Below are 16,852 nucleotides of genomic sequence, written 5' to 3' on the forward strand. Positions count from 1 at the left end.
ACGTGACGTATCCGTCAGGTGGCATCTTCCGGCCGCGGATCGGCCTCGAACACCTGAGTCCTAAGTGGACGGCTGACCGGTGATCGCGGCGACCGCGAGTTCCCGTTCCGGCTCGCCGACCTCGGGCAGGGTGAACCGCAACGCCCGGATGTGACCGAGGAGTTCGGGATCGGGGGCGACGTCGTGCTCGCGCAGGTAGTAGGCGACCGCACCCGGCCAATACCACCGGCCGTCCGTGCGGAAGTTCAACGGCACCAACGGTTCCCTGTCGGGGTCGAAGGCGTCGGCGTCGTAGGTCCGCGACGCCAGCACGACCGGCGCGCCGTCGAGGTACTGCAGCACCCGGTCCCGCTCGGCCGGGGACAGCGGCTCACGGTTCACCATCGGGCGGCCCGACTCGTCGAGACCGTCGTGGACCCGCGGGACGCGCAGCGCCTCCGGGGTTTCGGCGAGCGGAGTCGCCGCCGCGGATTCGGCGGGCGGCTCGGCGTCGAGCCCGGCTCGCTGCCGCAGCCAGGGCGGGATGGACTGCTCGGCGCGCGGGAAGAACCGCAGTTCGTCCTGGAAGCCGATCTGCGGCGGTGCCTGCCGCCACGGCGGCTCCACGTCCGCGAGGAAGTCCGTGCTGAGCACGGTCGCCGGACCGTAGACCAGGATCGCGCTCAGCCAGGTCCCGCGGCCGGGCTGGTACATCCCCGCCCGCAGGTTGCCGAGCAACTGCACGGCTTCCTGGCTCGGCTGCACCGGACGCGGCAGCCCATCCTGGCCGGTGACGAGCAGGTCGACCTCGACATGCCTGCCCGCCGCCCGGAACTCGACGCGCATCTGCCGCCAGCCGGGAGGCAGCGGCGTCGCGAGGGCATGGCCGATCTGCCAGACGAGCTGCTGTTGCTGCTGCTGGTTCAAGGACGCCGGTGGCTGGGTCATGTTCCCTCTTTCAGGCGTCAGGAGGCGTCGCCGGCTTCGTCGGCCCGCAGCCGCAGCCAGTCCGGGATGTTCTCGGCCGCACGCGGGAAGCGCCGAAGTTCCTCCGCGAAGGCTTCGGCGGGCGGCGGGTTCCGGAACTCCGGCTCCGCCGTTCCGTTGAAGTTGACCCTGAACGAACCCGGATGCCGCATTTCGAACACGGCGCCCAGCCAGGTGCCCCCGACGGGATTCGCGGCTTCCGCCCGCAGCTCGGCGAACAGGTCCGCGATGACCTCCGGCGGGGTCCACGGGGTGAGGGTTTCCGCCACCGACCGCACGATGGCGGCCGTTTCCCGGTAGTCGCCGATGGCGTTGTACTTGATCTGGACGTAGTCCCAGCCGGGAGGGAGCAGGAACTTCAGCTGGTCGGCGATCTCGGTCAGGATCCGTTCCTGGTCGACGTCACCGAACTTGGCCGGAATCGTCACGCCTGCTCAGCTCCTTCCTGCTGCTCTTCGAGCCGTGCCCGGTACCAGGCCGGAATGTTCTCCTCGTCGCGCGGGAACGCCTCCAGGTCGCGTTGGTAGACCACCGCCGGGACAGGAGGATCCCACAGCGGATCGAAGGTGAAGTTGTAGTGGACGGCGAACGAACCCGGAGGGTCGAGGATGAGCCGCATCGCCAGCCAGGTGCCCTTCCCCGGTTCGTAAAGGGCCTGACGCGATTCCTGGAGGGCCGCCCGGATGTCGGGCGGCTGCATCTGCGCGCTGCTCCCGTCCTCCATGATCACGGTGATCGCCAGCTCCTCGACCATCGTGGCCATGGTGGCCTTGAGGTCGATCCGCCGCCACCCCGGCGGTGCCTCCTGCAGCACGGCCGCACCGATCTGCTGGACCAGCTGATCGGCCCGCTCCTGGTCAGACATTTGCCGGGGGCTCTGGCCGGAGGGGGGTGTAGGGGGCGACGGGGGCGGGGTTGGGGACATTCACGAAGCTCCTGAAGTTGTAAGTGCGGGTTCCGTCCGGTGCGATTCTCTCGGACATGGTGTGCCACCGGTCCGGGGTCTCCCCGACGGACGGTTCCTCGAGCCAGGTCCGCACCCTGCCGTGGTCGCCACCGCGGCTTTCGGCTGTCCGGCGGTCGGTTTCCGAGTACGCCCAGTTGTTCTCGTCGCTCCCGGCGGTGTGGTTGTTCTGCGTATGCGCTTGGGGGGCGCCGGCGATACGGCCGCCACCCGCGCCGGAGGCGTGGTCCCCGGTGTGGCCGCCTCGTGCGGGCAGGCCGGTGTCCGTGACGCCGATCGCGCCGATCCGGGTCATGACGCTCGTGTTCCCGCGCGGTCCCGCCTTGGAGGAGTAGTCGGGCTCGAACGAGACCGGGCTGTTGCCGTACTGATCGGCGTGGTAGTTGAAGTCGCCGATCTTGTACTTGACGCCCTTGAGCGGAAGGCCGTCGGGCCTGTTCGCCTGCGCGTCGTGCATCGTCTGCTTGTCGCCGGTCTCGGGGTTGATCCAGCGGTTCTTGGGATCGTCCGGCCGGGTCTCGATATGGGTGAAGCGCGGCGGCACTTCGTTGTTGGTGTAGAAGGTCCCGTGCAGGACCTTGTTGCCGTTGGCGTCCGTCGAGTACACCTTGTACGCGGTGTTGGGATCGAGTTCCGACCGGGGCTTGTTGCTGAACGGGCCGTCACCATTCGCACTGGGATCCCAGTTCGGCACGGTTTCCGGCCTGGCGTTGGCAGGGGGATCGAAGTCGTCCAGGTCCAGCTTCGGATTGCCGTTGCCGTCGGTGCTGAACTCGAACCGGCCCTCGCCGGTGTGCACTCGGTAGTCGACGTCGGGGAGGAGGTGGTCCGTGTCCGGGTTCGCCAGTGAGTTGGACGGATCGGACCCGATCCGGGTGTTCGGGACGTCGGCGTCGACATGCGTGATCTTGGGCGGCACGGAGTCGTCGGTGTAGATGGTCGACCGTCGGCCGGAGCCGTCGGTGACCTCGTACTTCGTGTTCGGGTCCAGCGGCCTCGGGTTGCTGGGATCGTAGAACCGCTCGCCCGGCTGCAACGTGACGTCCCGGCGAGGCGGGGTGTAGTCCGGCTCCTTCCAGCCGCCCTCGATCTCGTGCTGTGAAGGGAAGTCCCTGCCGCGGTCGCGGGCACTGTCGGCGTCCACGTCGTGCTTGTCCGCGTGCGAAGTGTCCGGGGTGAAGCCGTCGTCGCTCGCCCGGCGGGCGGTGCCGTCGGGGCTGTGGACGTCCCATTCGCCGTTCGGCGGGATCTTGGGCCGGGGGCGGCCGTCGGGACCGATCTCGTAATCGGACGAGAAGACGCGCCCGTTCGAGTCGGTCCACGCCGGCTTGCTCGGCGCCATCACCTCGGTGTCGAGCTCCCGCGACAGACGGCGCGCGAAGTCGTTCGAGCCGGCGTCGCAGCCGATCAGGCGGATCGGGCGGCCGTCGTAATCCCCGTTGCGTCGCAGGATGTCCGCGAATTCTTCCGGGGTGTAGGTGCGGTTGCCGATACGGGCGTGCCCGTCCGGTGTGACGTGCACGTCGACGGTGTAGCGGCCGTCCGGATCCGGCTGGACGCGGTGCGGCAGGTCGCCCATGTCCGAGTCGCCACGGTGGTACGAGCTGCCCGCGGGCGTGCCTTCGGAATGCCGCTGGTTGACCTCGTCCGGCGTCAGCGGGCGATCCGGCTCGGCGTCGGGGCCGCGGTCGTGCGGGTGACCGTCCGGGTCCTGGCGCGGGCCGTGCCCGTCGGGGCCGTGGCCGTCCGGCGAGTGCGGAGGCCCGGAGTGGCCCCCGGGACCGCGGCCGCCCGGACCGGTGTTGCCGGGACCCGTGCCGCCCGGCCGGTTGCCCGGGCCGTGAGTGCCGGGGGTGCCGGTGTGCGGCTGGGCGCCGGGGCCGAAGTCGTTGCCACGGGCGACCGGCTGCGGCTGATGCGGCTGGTTCGGCCGTCCGCCGGGGCCGGTCTGGCCGGGACCGCGGCTGGGGCCGGTGTGGGTGTCGGGTGTGCGCGGGGCGTGCGGGTCCGGGGTGCGCGGCGAACCGGGCGTACCCGTCCAGCCGCCGCCTTGCGGCCTGCCGCCGGGCGAACCCGGAGTGCCGCCGGGAGTGCCGCCCGGAGCGCCTTGAGGCGGCATGCCGCCCGCCAAGGGCTGGCCCTGCGGCGGGACACCGGGCGAACCGTCGCCGCCGGAACCGCCGCGCTGCGAAGGCATGTGTGACGGGCCTGCGTCGCCGAGACGCGGCGCCGTGGGCGCGGTACCGCTGGTCGTCGTGCCGCTGTCGGTCGGCCTGGTGGGGCTGCCGCCGTCGTTGCCGCCGTGGTGGCCGGGCGACGGGTCGGAACGAGGGGTGGGTGAACCGCCGCCGTCGCCGCCGTGCGTCCGGGGCGAGCCGCCGTCACCGGTGTGGCTCGGGGAGCCGCCGCTGTCGGTGCGGGTGTGCGGGGCGGGGGAGCCACTGTCGGGTGTGTGGCTCGGGGAACCGCTGTCGGTCCGCGTGTGCGGGGCCGGGGAACCGCTGTCGGGTGTGTGGCTGGGGGAACCACCCGAGTCGGCACGGGTGTGCGGTGCGGGCGAGCCCCCGTCCGGTGTGTGGCTGGGGGAGCCGCCGCTGTCAGCCCGCGTGTGCGGAGCGGGGGAGCCACTGTCGGCACGGGTGTTCGGGGTGGAGGAGCCGCTGTCCGGTGTGTGGCTCGGGGAGCCGCCGGTGTCCGTCCGCGTGTGCGGTGCGGGGGAGCCGCTGTCGGGTGTATGGCTGGGGGAGCCGCCGGTGTCCGCACGGTTCGGGCTCGGTGAGCCGCCGTCGGACGCGCGGTTCGGGGTGGCGGAATCGCCGGGGGAACCACCGTCGGACCGGGCGGCACTGGAGGAACCATCGCCACCGGCGGAGTTTCCGTCCGAAGTGGACGGTCCGTCGCCGGCGCGGTTGGGGGAGCCGCTGTCGGAGCGGGTGGACGAGCCGCCACCGTCACCACTGCGGGTGGTGTTGGACGGGGTGTCTCCGCTGGACCCGCCGTCGTTCGGGCCGCTGTCGGTGTCGCCGGAGTTGCCGCCGGTGCCGTTGTTCGGGCCGCTGTCGGTGTCGCCCGAGTTGCCTCCGGAGTTGTCTCCGTTGGGGCCGCTGTCGGTGTCGCCGGAGTTGCCTCCGGAGTTGTCTCCGTTGGGGCCGCTGCCCGAACCGTCGCCGTTCGAGCCGTCACCGGAGCCGCTACCGCTGCCGGAACCGTCGCCGCTTCCGGATCCGTCACCGGAGCCGCTGCCGTCACCAGAGCCGCTGCCCGAACCGTCGCCGTCCGGACCGTCCCCGGAACCCGAGCCGGATCCGCCGCCGGACCCACCGGATCCGCCGCCGCTGCCGCCGCGCTGGATGAACCCGCCCGGCTTGATGTTCTTGGTGTTGATCACGTCCAGGCCGGTGACCTTGCCCGCGATCTTGCCGAAGATCTTGATGATCTTCTCGAAGACGTCGGCCAGCTTGCCGAGCAGCGGCGAGACCCGCCGCATCGCGTCGCACAGTTCCTTGAGCTTGTCGGCGATCTTCGCGGCCCACTTGGCGATCGCGGTGACGGCCTGCGCGACCACCACGGGCGTGCCGAAGCCGAGGGAGAACACCGTCTCCATGACCCACGCGATGAGCTTGCCGACCGCGTCCGCGATCAGCTGGCGGATGAACTCGCGGACGAACGTGACGATCTCGCCGAAGATCATCACGACGGTGCTGATCGCGCCCGCGACCGTCGCCGCGCCGCTGATCGCCTCGGCCTGTTCCGCGGCCTGCTTGCGGTACTGGTCGGCCGCCTCGCCCGTCCAGCCGGTCGTGCCGTTCTTGACCGCGTTCGAGAACTCGACCTGGGTGTCTTCCAGTTTCTTGGCGACGTTGCCCCAGGTTTCGGAATACGACTGGATGACCGGCGGGTCGCCGGCGACGGCGTCCAGCATGTCCTTCAGCGGCTGCATGTGTTCCATCAGGAACGAGGCCACCGACGACATCAGGTAGCCGAACGGGTCGATCGCCGCGCTGGCGAGCTCGCCCGCGAGGCTCAGCACGCCGAGCCCGCCGCCGATCCAGTCGCCGTTCGAGATGCCGTTGAAGGCGTCCATGGCCGACTCGGCGACGCCGATGCCCGCCCCGTAGCCGTATTCGCTGTTCCCGGCCGTCAGCGGACCAGGGCCGTCGCCATCCGTAGGCGCCTTCGCGACGAGCGGGTTTCCCTCGGGCATCAGTCAGGCACCTGCGCGTTCTTGAACTCGGCGGCGAAGTTCTCGTCCTGCGTCTGGTAGGCGTTGGACGCGGACCGCACGTTGTTCGCCACCGCCGTCGCGGCCTCGACGGCCTTGGTCAGCGCGTTGATGCCGAACTCCTCGACCGGGTCGAGCATCATCCGGAACGGCTGGCAGATGATGCCGTACGCGTCGGTCGGCATGCTCACCTGCTGCGCGGCGTCGACCGCCGTGCGCAGGCCGTCGGCGATGCCGTCGATCTGCTTGGCGTGCGCGTCGAGGTCGGCGCCGAGCTCAAAACCCTTGCCTGCCATGGTTTCTCCCCTCTACCAGGCCGGATGGACGTCTACGAAAGGATGCTGCCGCCGAAGTCGTCGTCATCGTCGTCCTGCGTGCGGCGGCGGCGCGGGATCGGCTTCGGCTGAGGTGGATTCTGGGGCGGGTTCGCCTGTGCGGGCGGCGGCGAGGGCTCGTCGTCCTCCGGGCCGAAACGGTGGTGCCGCTCGGGTTCCGGCGGTGCGAGGTTCTCCTCGGGCGGTGCCTCCGGGAAGGTGCTCTGCGCTTCCGCGATCACCCTGTTCGCCGTCTCGTCGCTTGTGCCGACGGTCTCGGCCATCGCCGCCTGCAGCAGTTCCGGGATCCGCGACTGCGCGAGCTGGACGAGGCGCATGACCTGCGACGAGACCTCCGCCATCCGTTTGCCGCTCGCGGCTTCGGAGATGACGAGGTTCGTGAGGAGGCCCTTCGAGTCGATCGTGACCTCGATGGTGTTGTCCTTCGACCGCTCGGTCACGGTCTGACCCTGCATGCGGGCGGCCATCGCCTGATAGCGCGCGGCGGTCTCCTGGATCTGCTTCGTCCAGTTGTCCACCATGCGTTCGCTGGCGTCGACGTTGTCCGGCATCGGGACCCTTCCAAGCTGCGTGCTGACGTCTTCACACTGACGGTCCGGAGAGGCTTCCGGTTCCGGGTGCGCTCGAAGTTTAGTTCCCGTCCGGTGTACCACCCACCGCCGACAAAGTCGGTCCCGTCACGTAGCGAAAGGGCTCTTCACCGCACAAAGTGCGATGAAGAGCCCTTTCACGCCCTGCGAACTGCCGGGGTCAGAGGTTGCCGCGGCGCTCCTGCTCACGCTCGATGGCCTCGAACAGGGCCTTGAAGTTGCCCTTGCCGAAGCCGAGCGAACCGTGCCGCTCGATGAGCTCGTAGAACACCGTCGGGCGGTCGCCGATCGGCTTGGTGAAGATCTGCAGCAGGTAGCCGTCCTCGTCGCGGTCGACCAGGATGCGGTGCTCCTTGAGCTTCTCGATCGGCACGCGCACCTCGCCGATCCGCGCGCGCAGCTCCGGGTCGTCGTAATAGGAGTCCGGGGTGTCGAGGAACTCGACGCCCGCGGCGCGCATCGCCTTCACCGTCGCGACGATGTCGTTGGTGGCCAGCGCGATGTGCTGGCAGCCGGCGCCGCCGTAGAACTCGAGGTACTCGTCGATCTGCGACCTCTTCTTCGCGATCGCCGGCTCGTTGAGCGGGAACTTGACGCGGTGGTTGCCGTTGGAGACCACCTTGCTCATCAGCGCCGAATACTCGGTCGCGATGTCGTCGCCGACGAACTCCGCCATGTTCACGAAGCCCATGACGCGGTGGTACCAGTCGACCCAGTAGTCCATCTTGCCGAGCTCGACGTTGCCGACGCAGTGGTCGACGGCCTGGAACAGCCGCTTCGGCGCGCCTTCCGGACGGACGACGCTGCTCTCGCGCGGCTCGTAGCCGGGCAGGTAGACGCCGGTGTACCTCGACCGGTCGACCAGCGTGTGGCGGGTCTCGCCGTAGGTCGCGATCGCGGCGACGCGCACGGTGCCGTGCTCGTCGGAGACGTCGTGCGGCTCCTCGAGGACGGTGGCGCCCTGCGCGCGGGCGTGCTCGATGCACCGGTCGACGTCGGCGACTTCGAGGGCGAGGTCGATCACGCCGTCGCCGTGGCGGCGGTGGTGGTCGAGCAGCGAGGAGTCGCGCTGGACACCGCCGGTGATCACGAAGCGGGCCGAGCCGGACTTCAGCACGAACGACTTACGGTCGAAGTGGCCGGTCTCCGGGCCGGAGTACGCGACGAGCTGCATACCGAACGCGACCTGGTAGAACCACGCGGTCTGCGTGGCGTTGCCCGCGATGAACACCACCGCGTCCATCGACTTCACCGGGAAGGGGTCGGTCGAAGAGTCGTGGTCGACGAGGCCGACGAGCTGACGCAGCTGGTCGTAGCTCACGTCGTCAAGAGCGCCCTGGGGTTCCACTGTGTGCGTCATGCCCTGAAGCATCGGAGCACGTGACAAAATGCGCAACGGTCAAAGATTTCACTGCACACTATGACCAGTCGAAGCAGGGTGCGCGCAGTCAAAGTGGACAACCTGTTCAGGAGGTAGGCCTGATGTCGGAAGCACTCGACGCACTGGACGCGCGGCTGCTGCTGTTGCTCACCGACTCGCCTCGGCTCGGCGTGCTCGAATGCGCCCGCCGTCTCGGCGTCGCGCGGGGCACCGTGCAGGCGCGGCTGGACCGGTTGACCGAACGCGGGATCCTCGGCGGGTTCCCGCCCGAACTCGACCTCGCGGCGATGGGATACGGCCTCACCGCGTTCGCCGTCCTGGAGATCGCGCAGGGCCGCCGGGCCGAGGTCGCGGAGGCGCTGTCCGCCATCGACGAGGTGTGCGAGGTCCACGCGACGACCGGGCAGGGCGACCTCTTCGTGCGGATGGTGGCGCGCAACAACGACGACCTGCAGCGGGTGGTGGACGAGGTGGTCGGCGCGCCGTACGTGCGGCGGACGTCGACGTCGATCGCGTTGTCGACGCCGGTTCCGCCGCGCGTACGGCCGCTGCTGGAACGGCTGGCGAGGAGCTAGGCGGTGACGGATCCCGGCGCGTTCCTGAACGGTCGGCGCTGTGTTGCGAAAGCCGCTTTCGGGACATCTGATGTCCCGAAAGTGGCTTTCGCGACGTGCCCGTCGACGGCTGGGGCGCTGGTCAGCCCAAAGGGCACAGCGTCGTCGGCTGGGCGGGGCGATCCGCCGGGGCGCGTTGCGAAAGCCACTTTCACAACTTTCAACGTTGCGAAAGTGGCTTTCGCGGCGTCGCCACATGGATCACGAAGCCGGCGAAGAGCTAGCCCACCTGGCTCAGGTACCGCTTGGCCGACCGCTGGACCGCCTCGTGCCCGTCGGTGCGGATGATCGCGTCCCACCAGGCGCCGTAGATCGCCTCGAACGCGTACGGTTCGAGCAGTTCGGCCGCGCGGCGGACGACCTCGGGGCGCTCCGGGATCAGGTTCGGGTAGCTGTACATCATGCCGACGAAGCGGCGGTCCGGGATGACCTGCAGGATGTCGCCCGAGAGCACCGCGCCGCGGCCGTTCTCCCCGCCCGGCCAGTGCAGCACGGTCCCGCCGGCGAAATGCACGCCGAGGTTGATGAGCCGCAGGTCGGGGGCGACGTCGAGGGTCGTCCCGCTCCACAGCTTGATCGCCGGATCCGGCCTGCCGATCCACTGCTGGTCGCCCTCGTGCAGGTAGACCGGCACGTCGAAGGCGTGGGCCCACTCGACCATGGTGGTGTAGTAGTGCGGGTGGCTGATCGCGATGCCGGTGAGGCCGCCGAGGTCACGGACCTTGGCGACGAGGTCGTCGTCGATGAAGCCCGCGCAGTCCCACAGGAAGTTGCCGGATTCGGCCTTGACCAGCAGGGCGCGCTCGCCGATGGCGAAGTTGGGAGTGGACCCGACCCCGATGAGGCCGGGGCCCTGCTCCTCGATGCGTGCCTGGTACGTCCCGCTCGCGCGGACGGTGTCCAGATCGGTCCAGCGCTGTCCGGCCTGCGGGATGTACTGACGTTCGTCCTCGCAGATCGGGCAGTCCGACCGGGGTTCCGCGTACTGCATGCCGCAGGCGACGCAGATGGGTAGTTCGCTCATCGTTTCCCTCCAGAATTCTCCGGAGGTCACGCTAACGGCTCATATGCGCGCCCGGCCATGGAGCCGGGCGCGCAGTGTCGATTGTCGCGCGCTGACGAAAACTCGCCGAAGAGGCGCCGGTTCGCAGTCGAACTCGCGCTGCGTGGAGGGCGCCTCTTCATCGAGTTTCCGGGGCCTTCGGCCGCAAAGCGGCGCGACGGGTGAAGTCTCCGTCGGGCGCTGGGCGCCCTTGGGGAGACCGGCGGCACACTTACTTGCCGGTGTACGGCACGGCCTTGACGAGCGTCACCTTCTGGATGCTGCCGTTGGGCAGCTCGTACTCGCGGGTCTCGCCCTCTTTGGCGCCGAGCAGCGCCTTGCCGAGCGGGGACTCCGGCGAGTAGACGTCCAGGTCGCCCTCGGTGCCCTCTTCACGGGTCGCCAAGAGGAAGTTCTCGTCCTCGTCGTCACCGTCGTAACGCACGGTGAGGACCTTGCCCGGTCCGGCGCTGCCGTCGTTGGCGGGCGGCTCGCCCACCTTGGCCGAGCGGAGGAGCTCCTGGAGGTGGCGGATGCGGGCCTCGTGCTGGCCCTGCTCCTCACGGGCGGCGTGGTAGCCGCCGTTCTCCTTGAGGTCACCCTCTTCCCGGCTGTCGTTGATCTTCGCAGCGATGACCGGGCGGAGCTCGATGTAGTGGTCGAGTTCCTGCTTGAGCCTGTCGTAGGCATCCTGGGTCAGCCAGGTCACCTTTGTGTCGCTCACGGTCACCATCTCCTAGTAGGGCCTGCCAGGCTTGGGTGTACAAGCCGGCCACCGGACCGGCATGGCGCGCCGGCCTGGCTGAGATAAAGGAAAAACACGGCCCGTCTTGGGCCGTGCCGGTAGATCAGAGTAACACGGCGCGAGGTATCGCCGCCGGTGGAATTCGGTCGCGCCTCGGCGTTGGGCGCCTGTTTCACCCCGTTGGCCGCTATGGCCTTGACAGGTACCGTGGTACGTCGTATGAGCATCCGAAGATATCAGCCGTGACCGGCTTTCCGATGCTCTTGATGGTGGTCGTCACCCGGCTGTTCTTCGAACCAGGCTGAACGAGGACCTCTTTACGGCCGCTTTCCGCGCCCGCCTTGTCACGGACCCGGACGACGCACACACCGGGACGGTTCACATCGTCCCTGGTCACGTTGATGGTGATCTCCATCGCGTCGCCCGGCTTCTCGTCGAACGAGACGCGTTCGCCCTCGATGGGCGCGCTGCCGAAGTTCGTGTACGCGACATAGGCGATCCCGCCGCTGACCAGCAGCGCGACCAGGGCGAACACCAGGCGCCGCCAGCGGGCGGGCTTCGCGGCGCGGGTCTTGCCGTACCGGTCTCCCGGCACGTCCATCCGGGTGCTTTCCGCGGTGGGAGCGTCCTGTCCCGTGCTCAACCCGGGCCTCCCGGTTGGTGTCGTCGTGCTCGCAGGGACAATGGGGTCGTATGCGAGTGGTTCCCCTCGAGTATCCGCGCCCGGCCGGGCGAGCCGTCAGGCAGGGTCTGGAGGGGAATAGGGAACGAGAAGGGGACGTTCGGAGCATGGTGTCTGCCGATGAACCGCCGAAGTCACGCCTCCGCCTGATGGCGGTGCACGCGCACCCCGACGACGAGTCGAGCAAGGGTGCCGCCACCATGGCCAAGTACGCCGCCGAGGGGCACGAGGTCATGGTCGTGACCTGCACCGGTGGCGAAGCGGGCAGTGTGCTGAACCCGGCCATGGACCGTCCCGAAGTACTGACCAACATGACCGAGATCCGCCGGGAGGAGATGGCCCGCGCGGCCAAGATCCTCGGCGTGAGCCACACCTGGCTCGGGTTCGTCGACTCGGGCCTGCCCGAGGGCGACCCGCTTCCGCCGGTCCCCGAGGGCTCGTTCGCGGTCATCCCGCTCGAAGAGTCCACCGGTGCGCTGGTGAAGGTCATCCGCGAGTTCCGCCCGCACGTGATCGTCACCTACGACGAGAACGGCGGGTATCCGCACCCCGACCACATCCGCACGCACGAGATCTCGGTCGCGGCCTTCGACGCCGCGGGCGAGGCGGAGCGGTACCCGGACGCCGGTGAGCCGTGGCAGCCGATGAAGCTGTACTACGTGCACGGGTTCTCGCGCGCCAGGATGACCGTGTTCCACGAGGGCCTGCTCGCGCGCGGCCTGGAGTCGCCGTACGAGGAGTGGCTCAAGTCGTGGGACCCGGACAAGGCCGACGTCATGGAGCGGGTGACCACGCGCGTCGAATGCGGCGAGTACTTCGAGCAGCGTGACGAGGCGCTCAAGGCGCACGCCACCCAGATCGACCCGAACAGCCGCTGGTTCGCCGTCCCGCGCGACCTGCAGCGCGAGGTCTGGCCGACCGAGGAGTACGAGCTGGTCCGCTCACTGGTGGACAGCACCCTGCCGGAGGACGATCTGTTCGCCGGCTTGAAGGAGGGCTAATGAGTTTCGTGGTGCCGGCGTTCGCCGTCGTTCCGGTGACGGTGTCGTCGCAGTTCCTGGCGCAGCAGCCCGGCAACGGCGACAACGGCGGCCAAGGTGAGGACTTCGGCAAGTCGTCGCCGGTGGGTTTCCTGATCCTGATCCTGTTCCTGATCGCCGTCGCGCTGCTGGTGCGGTCGATGACCAAGCACCTGAAGCGGCTGCCGGAGAGCTTCGACGAGCCTGCGGAGGCTCCCGCTTCGGCTGAGGAGACTCCCGAAGCCCCGAAGGCCGAGAGCGAGCCGGTGGCGAAGGCCGAGAAACCGACCGCCAAGTCCGACTGAGCGCTGCCATGAAAGGTCCTTTCCTTGCAAATTTCGCAAGGAAAGGACCTTTCATGGCATTTCCGAAGCGCGTCAGAGGCGCGGGTCGACCGGATCCGACTCCAGCGCCAGCACGGCGAACACGCATTCGTGCACCCGCCACAGCGGTTCCCCGCGCGCCAGCCGTTCCAGCGCCTCGAGCCCCAGCGCGTACTCGCGCGACGCCAGCGCCCGCTTCCGGTTGAGACCCCGCTTGCGAAGGCGCGAGAGGTTCTCCGGCAACGTGTAGTCCGGCCCGTAGATGATCCGCAGGTACTCGCGTCCGCGCACCTTCACCCCCGGCTGAACCAACCCGCGCGCGCCGCGCGTCAGGTTCGCCGCCGGTTTGACGACCATGCCCTCGCCGCCCGCGCCGGTCAGCTCCAGCCACCATGCGACGCCGCGTGCCACCGACGCCGGGTCGGTGGTGTCGACGGCCAGCGTCCGCGTGCGGGTGAACCGGTCGCCGGTGAGCCGGTCCAGCAGCGCAAGATGCCACTCGTGCGGCCGGTCGTGGTACGCGTGTCCCTCCGACGCCAGGATCTGGAACGGCGCCAGCCGGACGCCGTCGAGACCGTCGGTCGGCCAGCAGTAACGCCGGTATGCCTGCCGGTACGCGTCCACAGTGGACTCGCGAGTCCTGGTGCGCGCCAACAGCTCCGACACGTCGATCCCGCGAGCCGCGGCCGCGTCCAGTGACGCGACGGCGGCGGGCAGCACGGACTGCGCCGCCGCGCCGACGGCCGCGTACTGGCCCGAGATCAGCGACCCTGCCTTCGCGCTCCACGGCAGCAACTCCGCGTCGAGCAACAGCCAGCCGGTGTCCAGTTCCTCGAACAGTTCAGACGCCGCTTCCCGCACATCGGCGAGCAGCCGCGCGTTCTGGTCCGGACTGAAGAACGGACGGCCGGTGCGGGTGTAGACCGCGCCGGGCCCCTGGATCCCGAACCGCGCGGGAGCCACGTCGTCGTCACGGCACACGAGCACGACGGCCCGCGAACCCATGTGCTTCTCCTCGCACAGGACGTGATCGACACCCGCCGCGCGGAACTCGGCGAAAGCCTCCTCGGGATGTTCGAGGTAGTCGTCCGTGGCCGAGGTCGAACACGGCGCCATGGTCGGCGGCAGGTACGGCAGCCAGCGCGGGTCGACGGCGAAGCGGCTCATCACTTCGAGCGCCGCCGCCGACTGCTCGGCGGAGACCCCGACCCGGCCGTGGTGCCGGGTCTCGACGATCCGCTTCCCGGTGACGTCGCCCAGTTCCAGCACCGCGGGCTCGCGTCCGCCCAGCGGCCGGGCCGGTTCGAGCGGCCGGGCCGGCTCGTACCAGACCTTCTTCGCCTTCACCGAGACGACTTCCCGTTCCGGGTAACGCAAAGCGGTCAGCTTGCCGCCGAACACGCAGCCCGTGTCGAGACACATGGTCCCGTTGATCCACTCCGGCTCCAACGTCGGTGTGTGTCCATAGAGGACCATCGCCTTGCCGCGGTAGTCGCGCGCCCAAGGCAACCGGACCGGCAGGCCGTACTCGTCGGTCTCGCCGGTGGTGTCGCCGTAGAGCGCGGTGCTCCGCACTCTGCCGGACGCGCGCCCGTGGAACTTCTCGGGCAGGCCCGCGTGCGCGACGACGAGGTCGCCGCCGTCGAGGACGTAGTGCGCGATGAGTCCTTCGCAGAAGGCGTGCGCCTTCGCGCGGAAGTTCTCGTCCTGCGCGGAAAGTTGCTCCAGCGACTCCGCGAGGCCGTGCGTGGTCTTGACCTTGCGCCCGTTCAGCGCGCGGACCAGTTTCTGTTCGTGGTTCCCGCAGACGACCAGCGCGCTGCCCGCCTCGGCCATCGCCATCACGCGGCGCAGCACGCCCGGCGTGTCGGGGCCGCGGTCGACGAGGTCGCCGACGAACACCGCGATCCGTCCCTCCGGGTGCACGCCGTCGACGTACCCCAGTTCGACGAGCAGTTCGTCCAGTTCCTCGCGGCAGCCGTGGACGTCGCCGATGACGTCGAACGGTCCGGTGAGGTCGCGACGGTCGTTGCGCAGCGGCTCGACGACGATCTCCGCTTCGGCGATCTCGGCCTCGCTCCGCAACACGTGCACGCGACGGAAACCCTCGCGCTCCAACGACTTCAGTGAGCGGTGCAGTTCACCGCGCTGACGCCGGACGACGTGCTCGCCGAAATCGCGGTCCGGCCGGGCCGCGTTGCGTTCCTGGCAGACCTTCACGGGCAGATCGAGCACGATCGCCGTCGGCAGGACGTCGTACTCCTTCGCCAGCTTCAGAAGGCTCGCCCGCGACGCGCGCTGGACGTTCGTCGCGTCGATGACGGTGATCCGTCCCGCTTCGAGCCGCTTCGCCGCGACGTAGTGGAGCACGTCGAAAGCGGCGCCCGAGGCGCTCTGGTCGTTCTCGTCGTCGGCCACCAGGCCGCGGAAGTAGTCGCTGGACAGCACCTGCGTCGGCGCGAAATGCGTCCGCGCGAAGGTCGACTTGCCGGAGCCGGAGGCGCCGACGAGCACGACGAGGGACATGTCGGGAATGGTCAGTTTCATGCCACGGCCTCCTTTCGAGACGTGAAGACCGCCATTTGGGTCGGCGGTCCTGATTCCTGGGACTCCTGTCCCACCGGCAGGTGGCGGACGTCGTAGCCGCGTCGTGCCGCGACTCCTCCGGCCCACGTGCGGAACTGCTCGCGTGTCCACTCGAAACGGTGGTCGGCGTGCCGGAACCGGCCTTCTTCGAGGAATTCGAAGTGCCGGTTGTACTCGGCGTTCGGCGTCGTGACGAGGACCGTCCGCGGCGCGGCGACCCCGAACACGGCGTGCTCCAGCGCGGGCAGGCGCTCCTCGTCGACGTGCTCGATCACCTCCATCAGCACGGCCGCGTCGTATCCGGCCAGCGACGGATCCGCGTAGGTCAGCGCGGACTGCTTCAGGGTGATTCGCGACTTGTCCTTGAGCCGCTTCTCGGCGATATCGAGCGCGCTCGCGGACACGTCGACACCGACGATCTCGGTGAACGACGGCTCCTTCTGCAACACGCGCAGCAACGCGCCACCACCGCAGCCGAGGTCGAGCACACGCCGTGCGCCCGCCGCCCGGAGCGCCGCGAGCACACTGCCCTGACGCTGGACGGCCAGCGGTTCGGGCCGGTCCGGCTGCTCGGTGACCCTGGCCTCGGCTTCCGCCGGCACGTCGTCCGCCTCGGCGAGTTGAGCGAGCGCGTACGAGACGATCGGGCGACGTCGTTCGAGGTACCGGTTGGTGATCAGGTCGCGTTCCGGATGCCCGGCGAGCCAGCCTTCGCCGACGCGCAACAGCTTGTCCGCTTCGTCCTGGCCGATCCAGTAGTGCTTGTCGCCGTCGAGCGCGGGCAGCAGGACGTACAGGTGCCGCAACGCGTCGACGACGCGCTGCGTGCCGGTCAGCCGGAGATCGACGTAGCGGGAATCGCCCCACTGCGGGAACTCGGGGTCGAGCGGAATGGCCTTCGCCTCGACCTGCCAGCCGAGCGGTCCGAAGAGCTTGTGGACGACCTCGGCGCCGCCTCGCGCGGTCAGCGACGGGACCCGGATCTCCAGCGGGAAACGCTCGTCGACCAGTTCCGGCCGGTTCGCGCACCGGCCGGCCAGCGCCGTGGTGAAGGCGGCCCGCAGCGCCACCGCCAGATACGAGCCGCCCGCGTACGGGCGGTCGTTGACGTACTGGGTCAGCGACGTGCCGCCACCGCGCACGAGGTCGACCGGGTCGATCTCGACCAGCAGGGAAACGGTGCAGCGCTCGTCGGCCGCCTCCGGGTAGAAGACATGCGCGGTCCCGGCCGAGAGCGTGAGCGATTGCGCCTTCTCCGGATGCTTGTGCAGGAGAAAGCCGAGGTCGGTGGCCGGGTTCCGGGTGGTGGTCATGGTCAGGAGCACCGGACGAGTGTCGCGCAGACCGCCGCTCTGCGCCCCCGCTTTTCCGCATGCGACCCTG

15 protein-coding genes are annotated in these 16,852 nt (G+C 69.4%); 3 read left to right on the forward strand and 12 right to left on the reverse strand.

The genetic code is table 11. The features are described 5' to 3' along the window. Positions 1-60: 60 nt before the first annotated feature. The 7 genes from ACSMFO_RS10415 to hppD form a co-directional block, all read right to left on the reverse strand. Positions 61-927, reverse strand: a complete 867-nt coding sequence (locus ACSMFO_RS10415) for a ferredoxin (RefSeq protein WP_436458277.1) — start codon at positions 925-927, stop codon at positions 61-63. A 17-nt stretch (positions 928-944) separates the two neighbouring features. Beyond that, entirely contained in the window at positions 945-1,394 is a 450-nt protein-coding gene (locus ACSMFO_RS10420; RefSeq protein ID WP_436458278.1) for a hypothetical protein, read from the reverse strand. Beyond that, complete coding sequence (locus ACSMFO_RS10425; RefSeq protein WP_038508360.1) at positions 1,391-1,831, reverse strand: hypothetical protein; 441 nt, start codon at positions 1,829-1,831, stop codon at positions 1,391-1,393. Before ACSMFO_RS10425 ends, ACSMFO_RS10420 begins: the two co-directional genes overlap by 4 nt. Beyond that, positions 1,824-6,134 carry a hypothetical protein gene (locus ACSMFO_RS10430; RefSeq protein WP_436458280.1) on the reverse strand — a complete coding sequence of 1,437 codons (4,311 nt, stop codon included), beginning with the start codon at positions 6,132-6,134 and terminating at the stop codon, positions 1,824-1,826. Before ACSMFO_RS10430 ends, ACSMFO_RS10425 begins: the two co-directional genes overlap by 8 nt. Beyond that, on the reverse strand, positions 6,134-6,448 hold the full coding sequence (locus tag ACSMFO_RS10435; protein WP_037340818.1) for a type VII secretion target: 315 nt from the start codon (positions 6,446-6,448) through the stop codon (positions 6,134-6,136). Before ACSMFO_RS10435 ends, ACSMFO_RS10430 begins: the two co-directional genes overlap by 1 nt. Positions 6,449-6,480: 32 nt before the next feature. Continuing rightward, positions 6,481-7,038 carry a YbaB/EbfC family nucleoid-associated protein gene (locus tag ACSMFO_RS10440; protein ID WP_360081814.1) on the reverse strand — a complete coding sequence of 186 codons (558 nt, stop codon included), beginning with the start codon at positions 7,036-7,038 and terminating at the stop codon, positions 6,481-6,483. Between the two features lie 199 nt (positions 7,039-7,237). Further along, complete coding sequence (hppD, locus tag ACSMFO_RS10445) at positions 7,238-8,437, reverse strand: 4-hydroxyphenylpyruvate dioxygenase (protein ID WP_436458283.1); 1,200 nt, start codon at positions 8,435-8,437, stop codon at positions 7,238-7,240. Between the two features lie 122 nt (positions 8,438-8,559). Between hppD and ACSMFO_RS10450 the strand changes: the two genes are divergently transcribed. Continuing rightward, positions 8,560-9,033 (forward strand): Lrp/AsnC family transcriptional regulator, encoded by a 474-nt coding sequence (locus ACSMFO_RS10450; RefSeq protein ID WP_038508367.1) that lies wholly within the window; start codon positions 8,560-8,562, stop codon positions 9,031-9,033. 259 nt (positions 9,034-9,292) lie between these two features. On the opposite strand, the gene ACSMFO_RS10455 is transcribed toward ACSMFO_RS10450, so the two are convergent. The 3 genes from ACSMFO_RS10455 to ACSMFO_RS10465 form a co-directional block, all read right to left on the reverse strand. After that, on the reverse strand, positions 9,293-10,096 hold the full coding sequence (locus ACSMFO_RS10455; RefSeq protein ID WP_038508370.1) for an MBL fold metallo-hydrolase: 804 nt from the start codon (positions 10,094-10,096) through the stop codon (positions 9,293-9,295). A 250-nt stretch (positions 10,097-10,346) separates the two neighbouring features. Next, the gene (greA, locus tag ACSMFO_RS10460; RefSeq protein WP_016337198.1) at positions 10,347-10,847 is read right to left on the reverse strand and encodes a transcription elongation factor GreA; all 501 of its coding nucleotides are present in this window, start codon (positions 10,845-10,847) and stop codon (positions 10,347-10,349) included. A gap of 199 nt (positions 10,848-11,046) precedes the next feature. After that, positions 11,047-11,502, reverse strand: coding sequence for a DUF4307 domain-containing protein (locus tag ACSMFO_RS10465; protein WP_360120046.1), 456 nt, complete (start codon positions 11,500-11,502; stop codon positions 11,047-11,049). A gap of 146 nt (positions 11,503-11,648) precedes the next feature. Between ACSMFO_RS10465 and mca the strand changes: the two genes are divergently transcribed. Both mca and ACSMFO_RS10475 read left to right on the forward strand, forming a co-directional pair. Next, positions 11,649-12,542 (forward strand): mycothiol conjugate amidase Mca, encoded by an 894-nt coding sequence (mca, locus tag ACSMFO_RS10470; RefSeq protein ID WP_395860919.1) that lies wholly within the window; start codon positions 11,649-11,651, stop codon positions 12,540-12,542. Beyond that, the gene (locus ACSMFO_RS10475; protein ID WP_436458285.1) at positions 12,542-12,865 is read left to right on the forward strand and encodes a hypothetical protein; all 324 of its coding nucleotides are present in this window, start codon (positions 12,542-12,544) and stop codon (positions 12,863-12,865) included. The genes mca and ACSMFO_RS10475 overlap by 1 nt, the downstream gene beginning before the upstream one ends. A gap of 72 nt (positions 12,866-12,937) precedes the next feature. Here ACSMFO_RS10475 and ACSMFO_RS10480 read toward each other — a convergent pair whose 3' ends face one another. Continuing rightward, positions 12,938-15,430 (reverse strand): polynucleotide kinase-phosphatase, encoded by a 2,493-nt coding sequence (locus ACSMFO_RS10480; RefSeq protein WP_436458287.1) that lies wholly within the window; start codon positions 15,428-15,430, stop codon positions 12,938-12,940. Next, positions 15,427-16,794: a 3' terminal RNA ribose 2'-O-methyltransferase Hen1 gene (locus tag ACSMFO_RS10485; RefSeq protein WP_436458289.1), complete on the reverse strand. Its 1,368-nt coding sequence runs from the start codon at positions 16,792-16,794 to the stop codon at positions 15,427-15,429. The genes ACSMFO_RS10480 and ACSMFO_RS10485 overlap by 4 nt, the downstream gene beginning before the upstream one ends. Between the last annotated feature and the right edge of the window lie 58 nt (positions 16,795-16,852).

Origin of the sequence: Amycolatopsis sp. w19 (assembly GCF_051373225.1) — a bacterium.
Lineage (GTDB): Bacteria > Actinomycetota > Actinomycetes > Mycobacteriales > Pseudonocardiaceae > Amycolatopsis > Amycolatopsis japonica.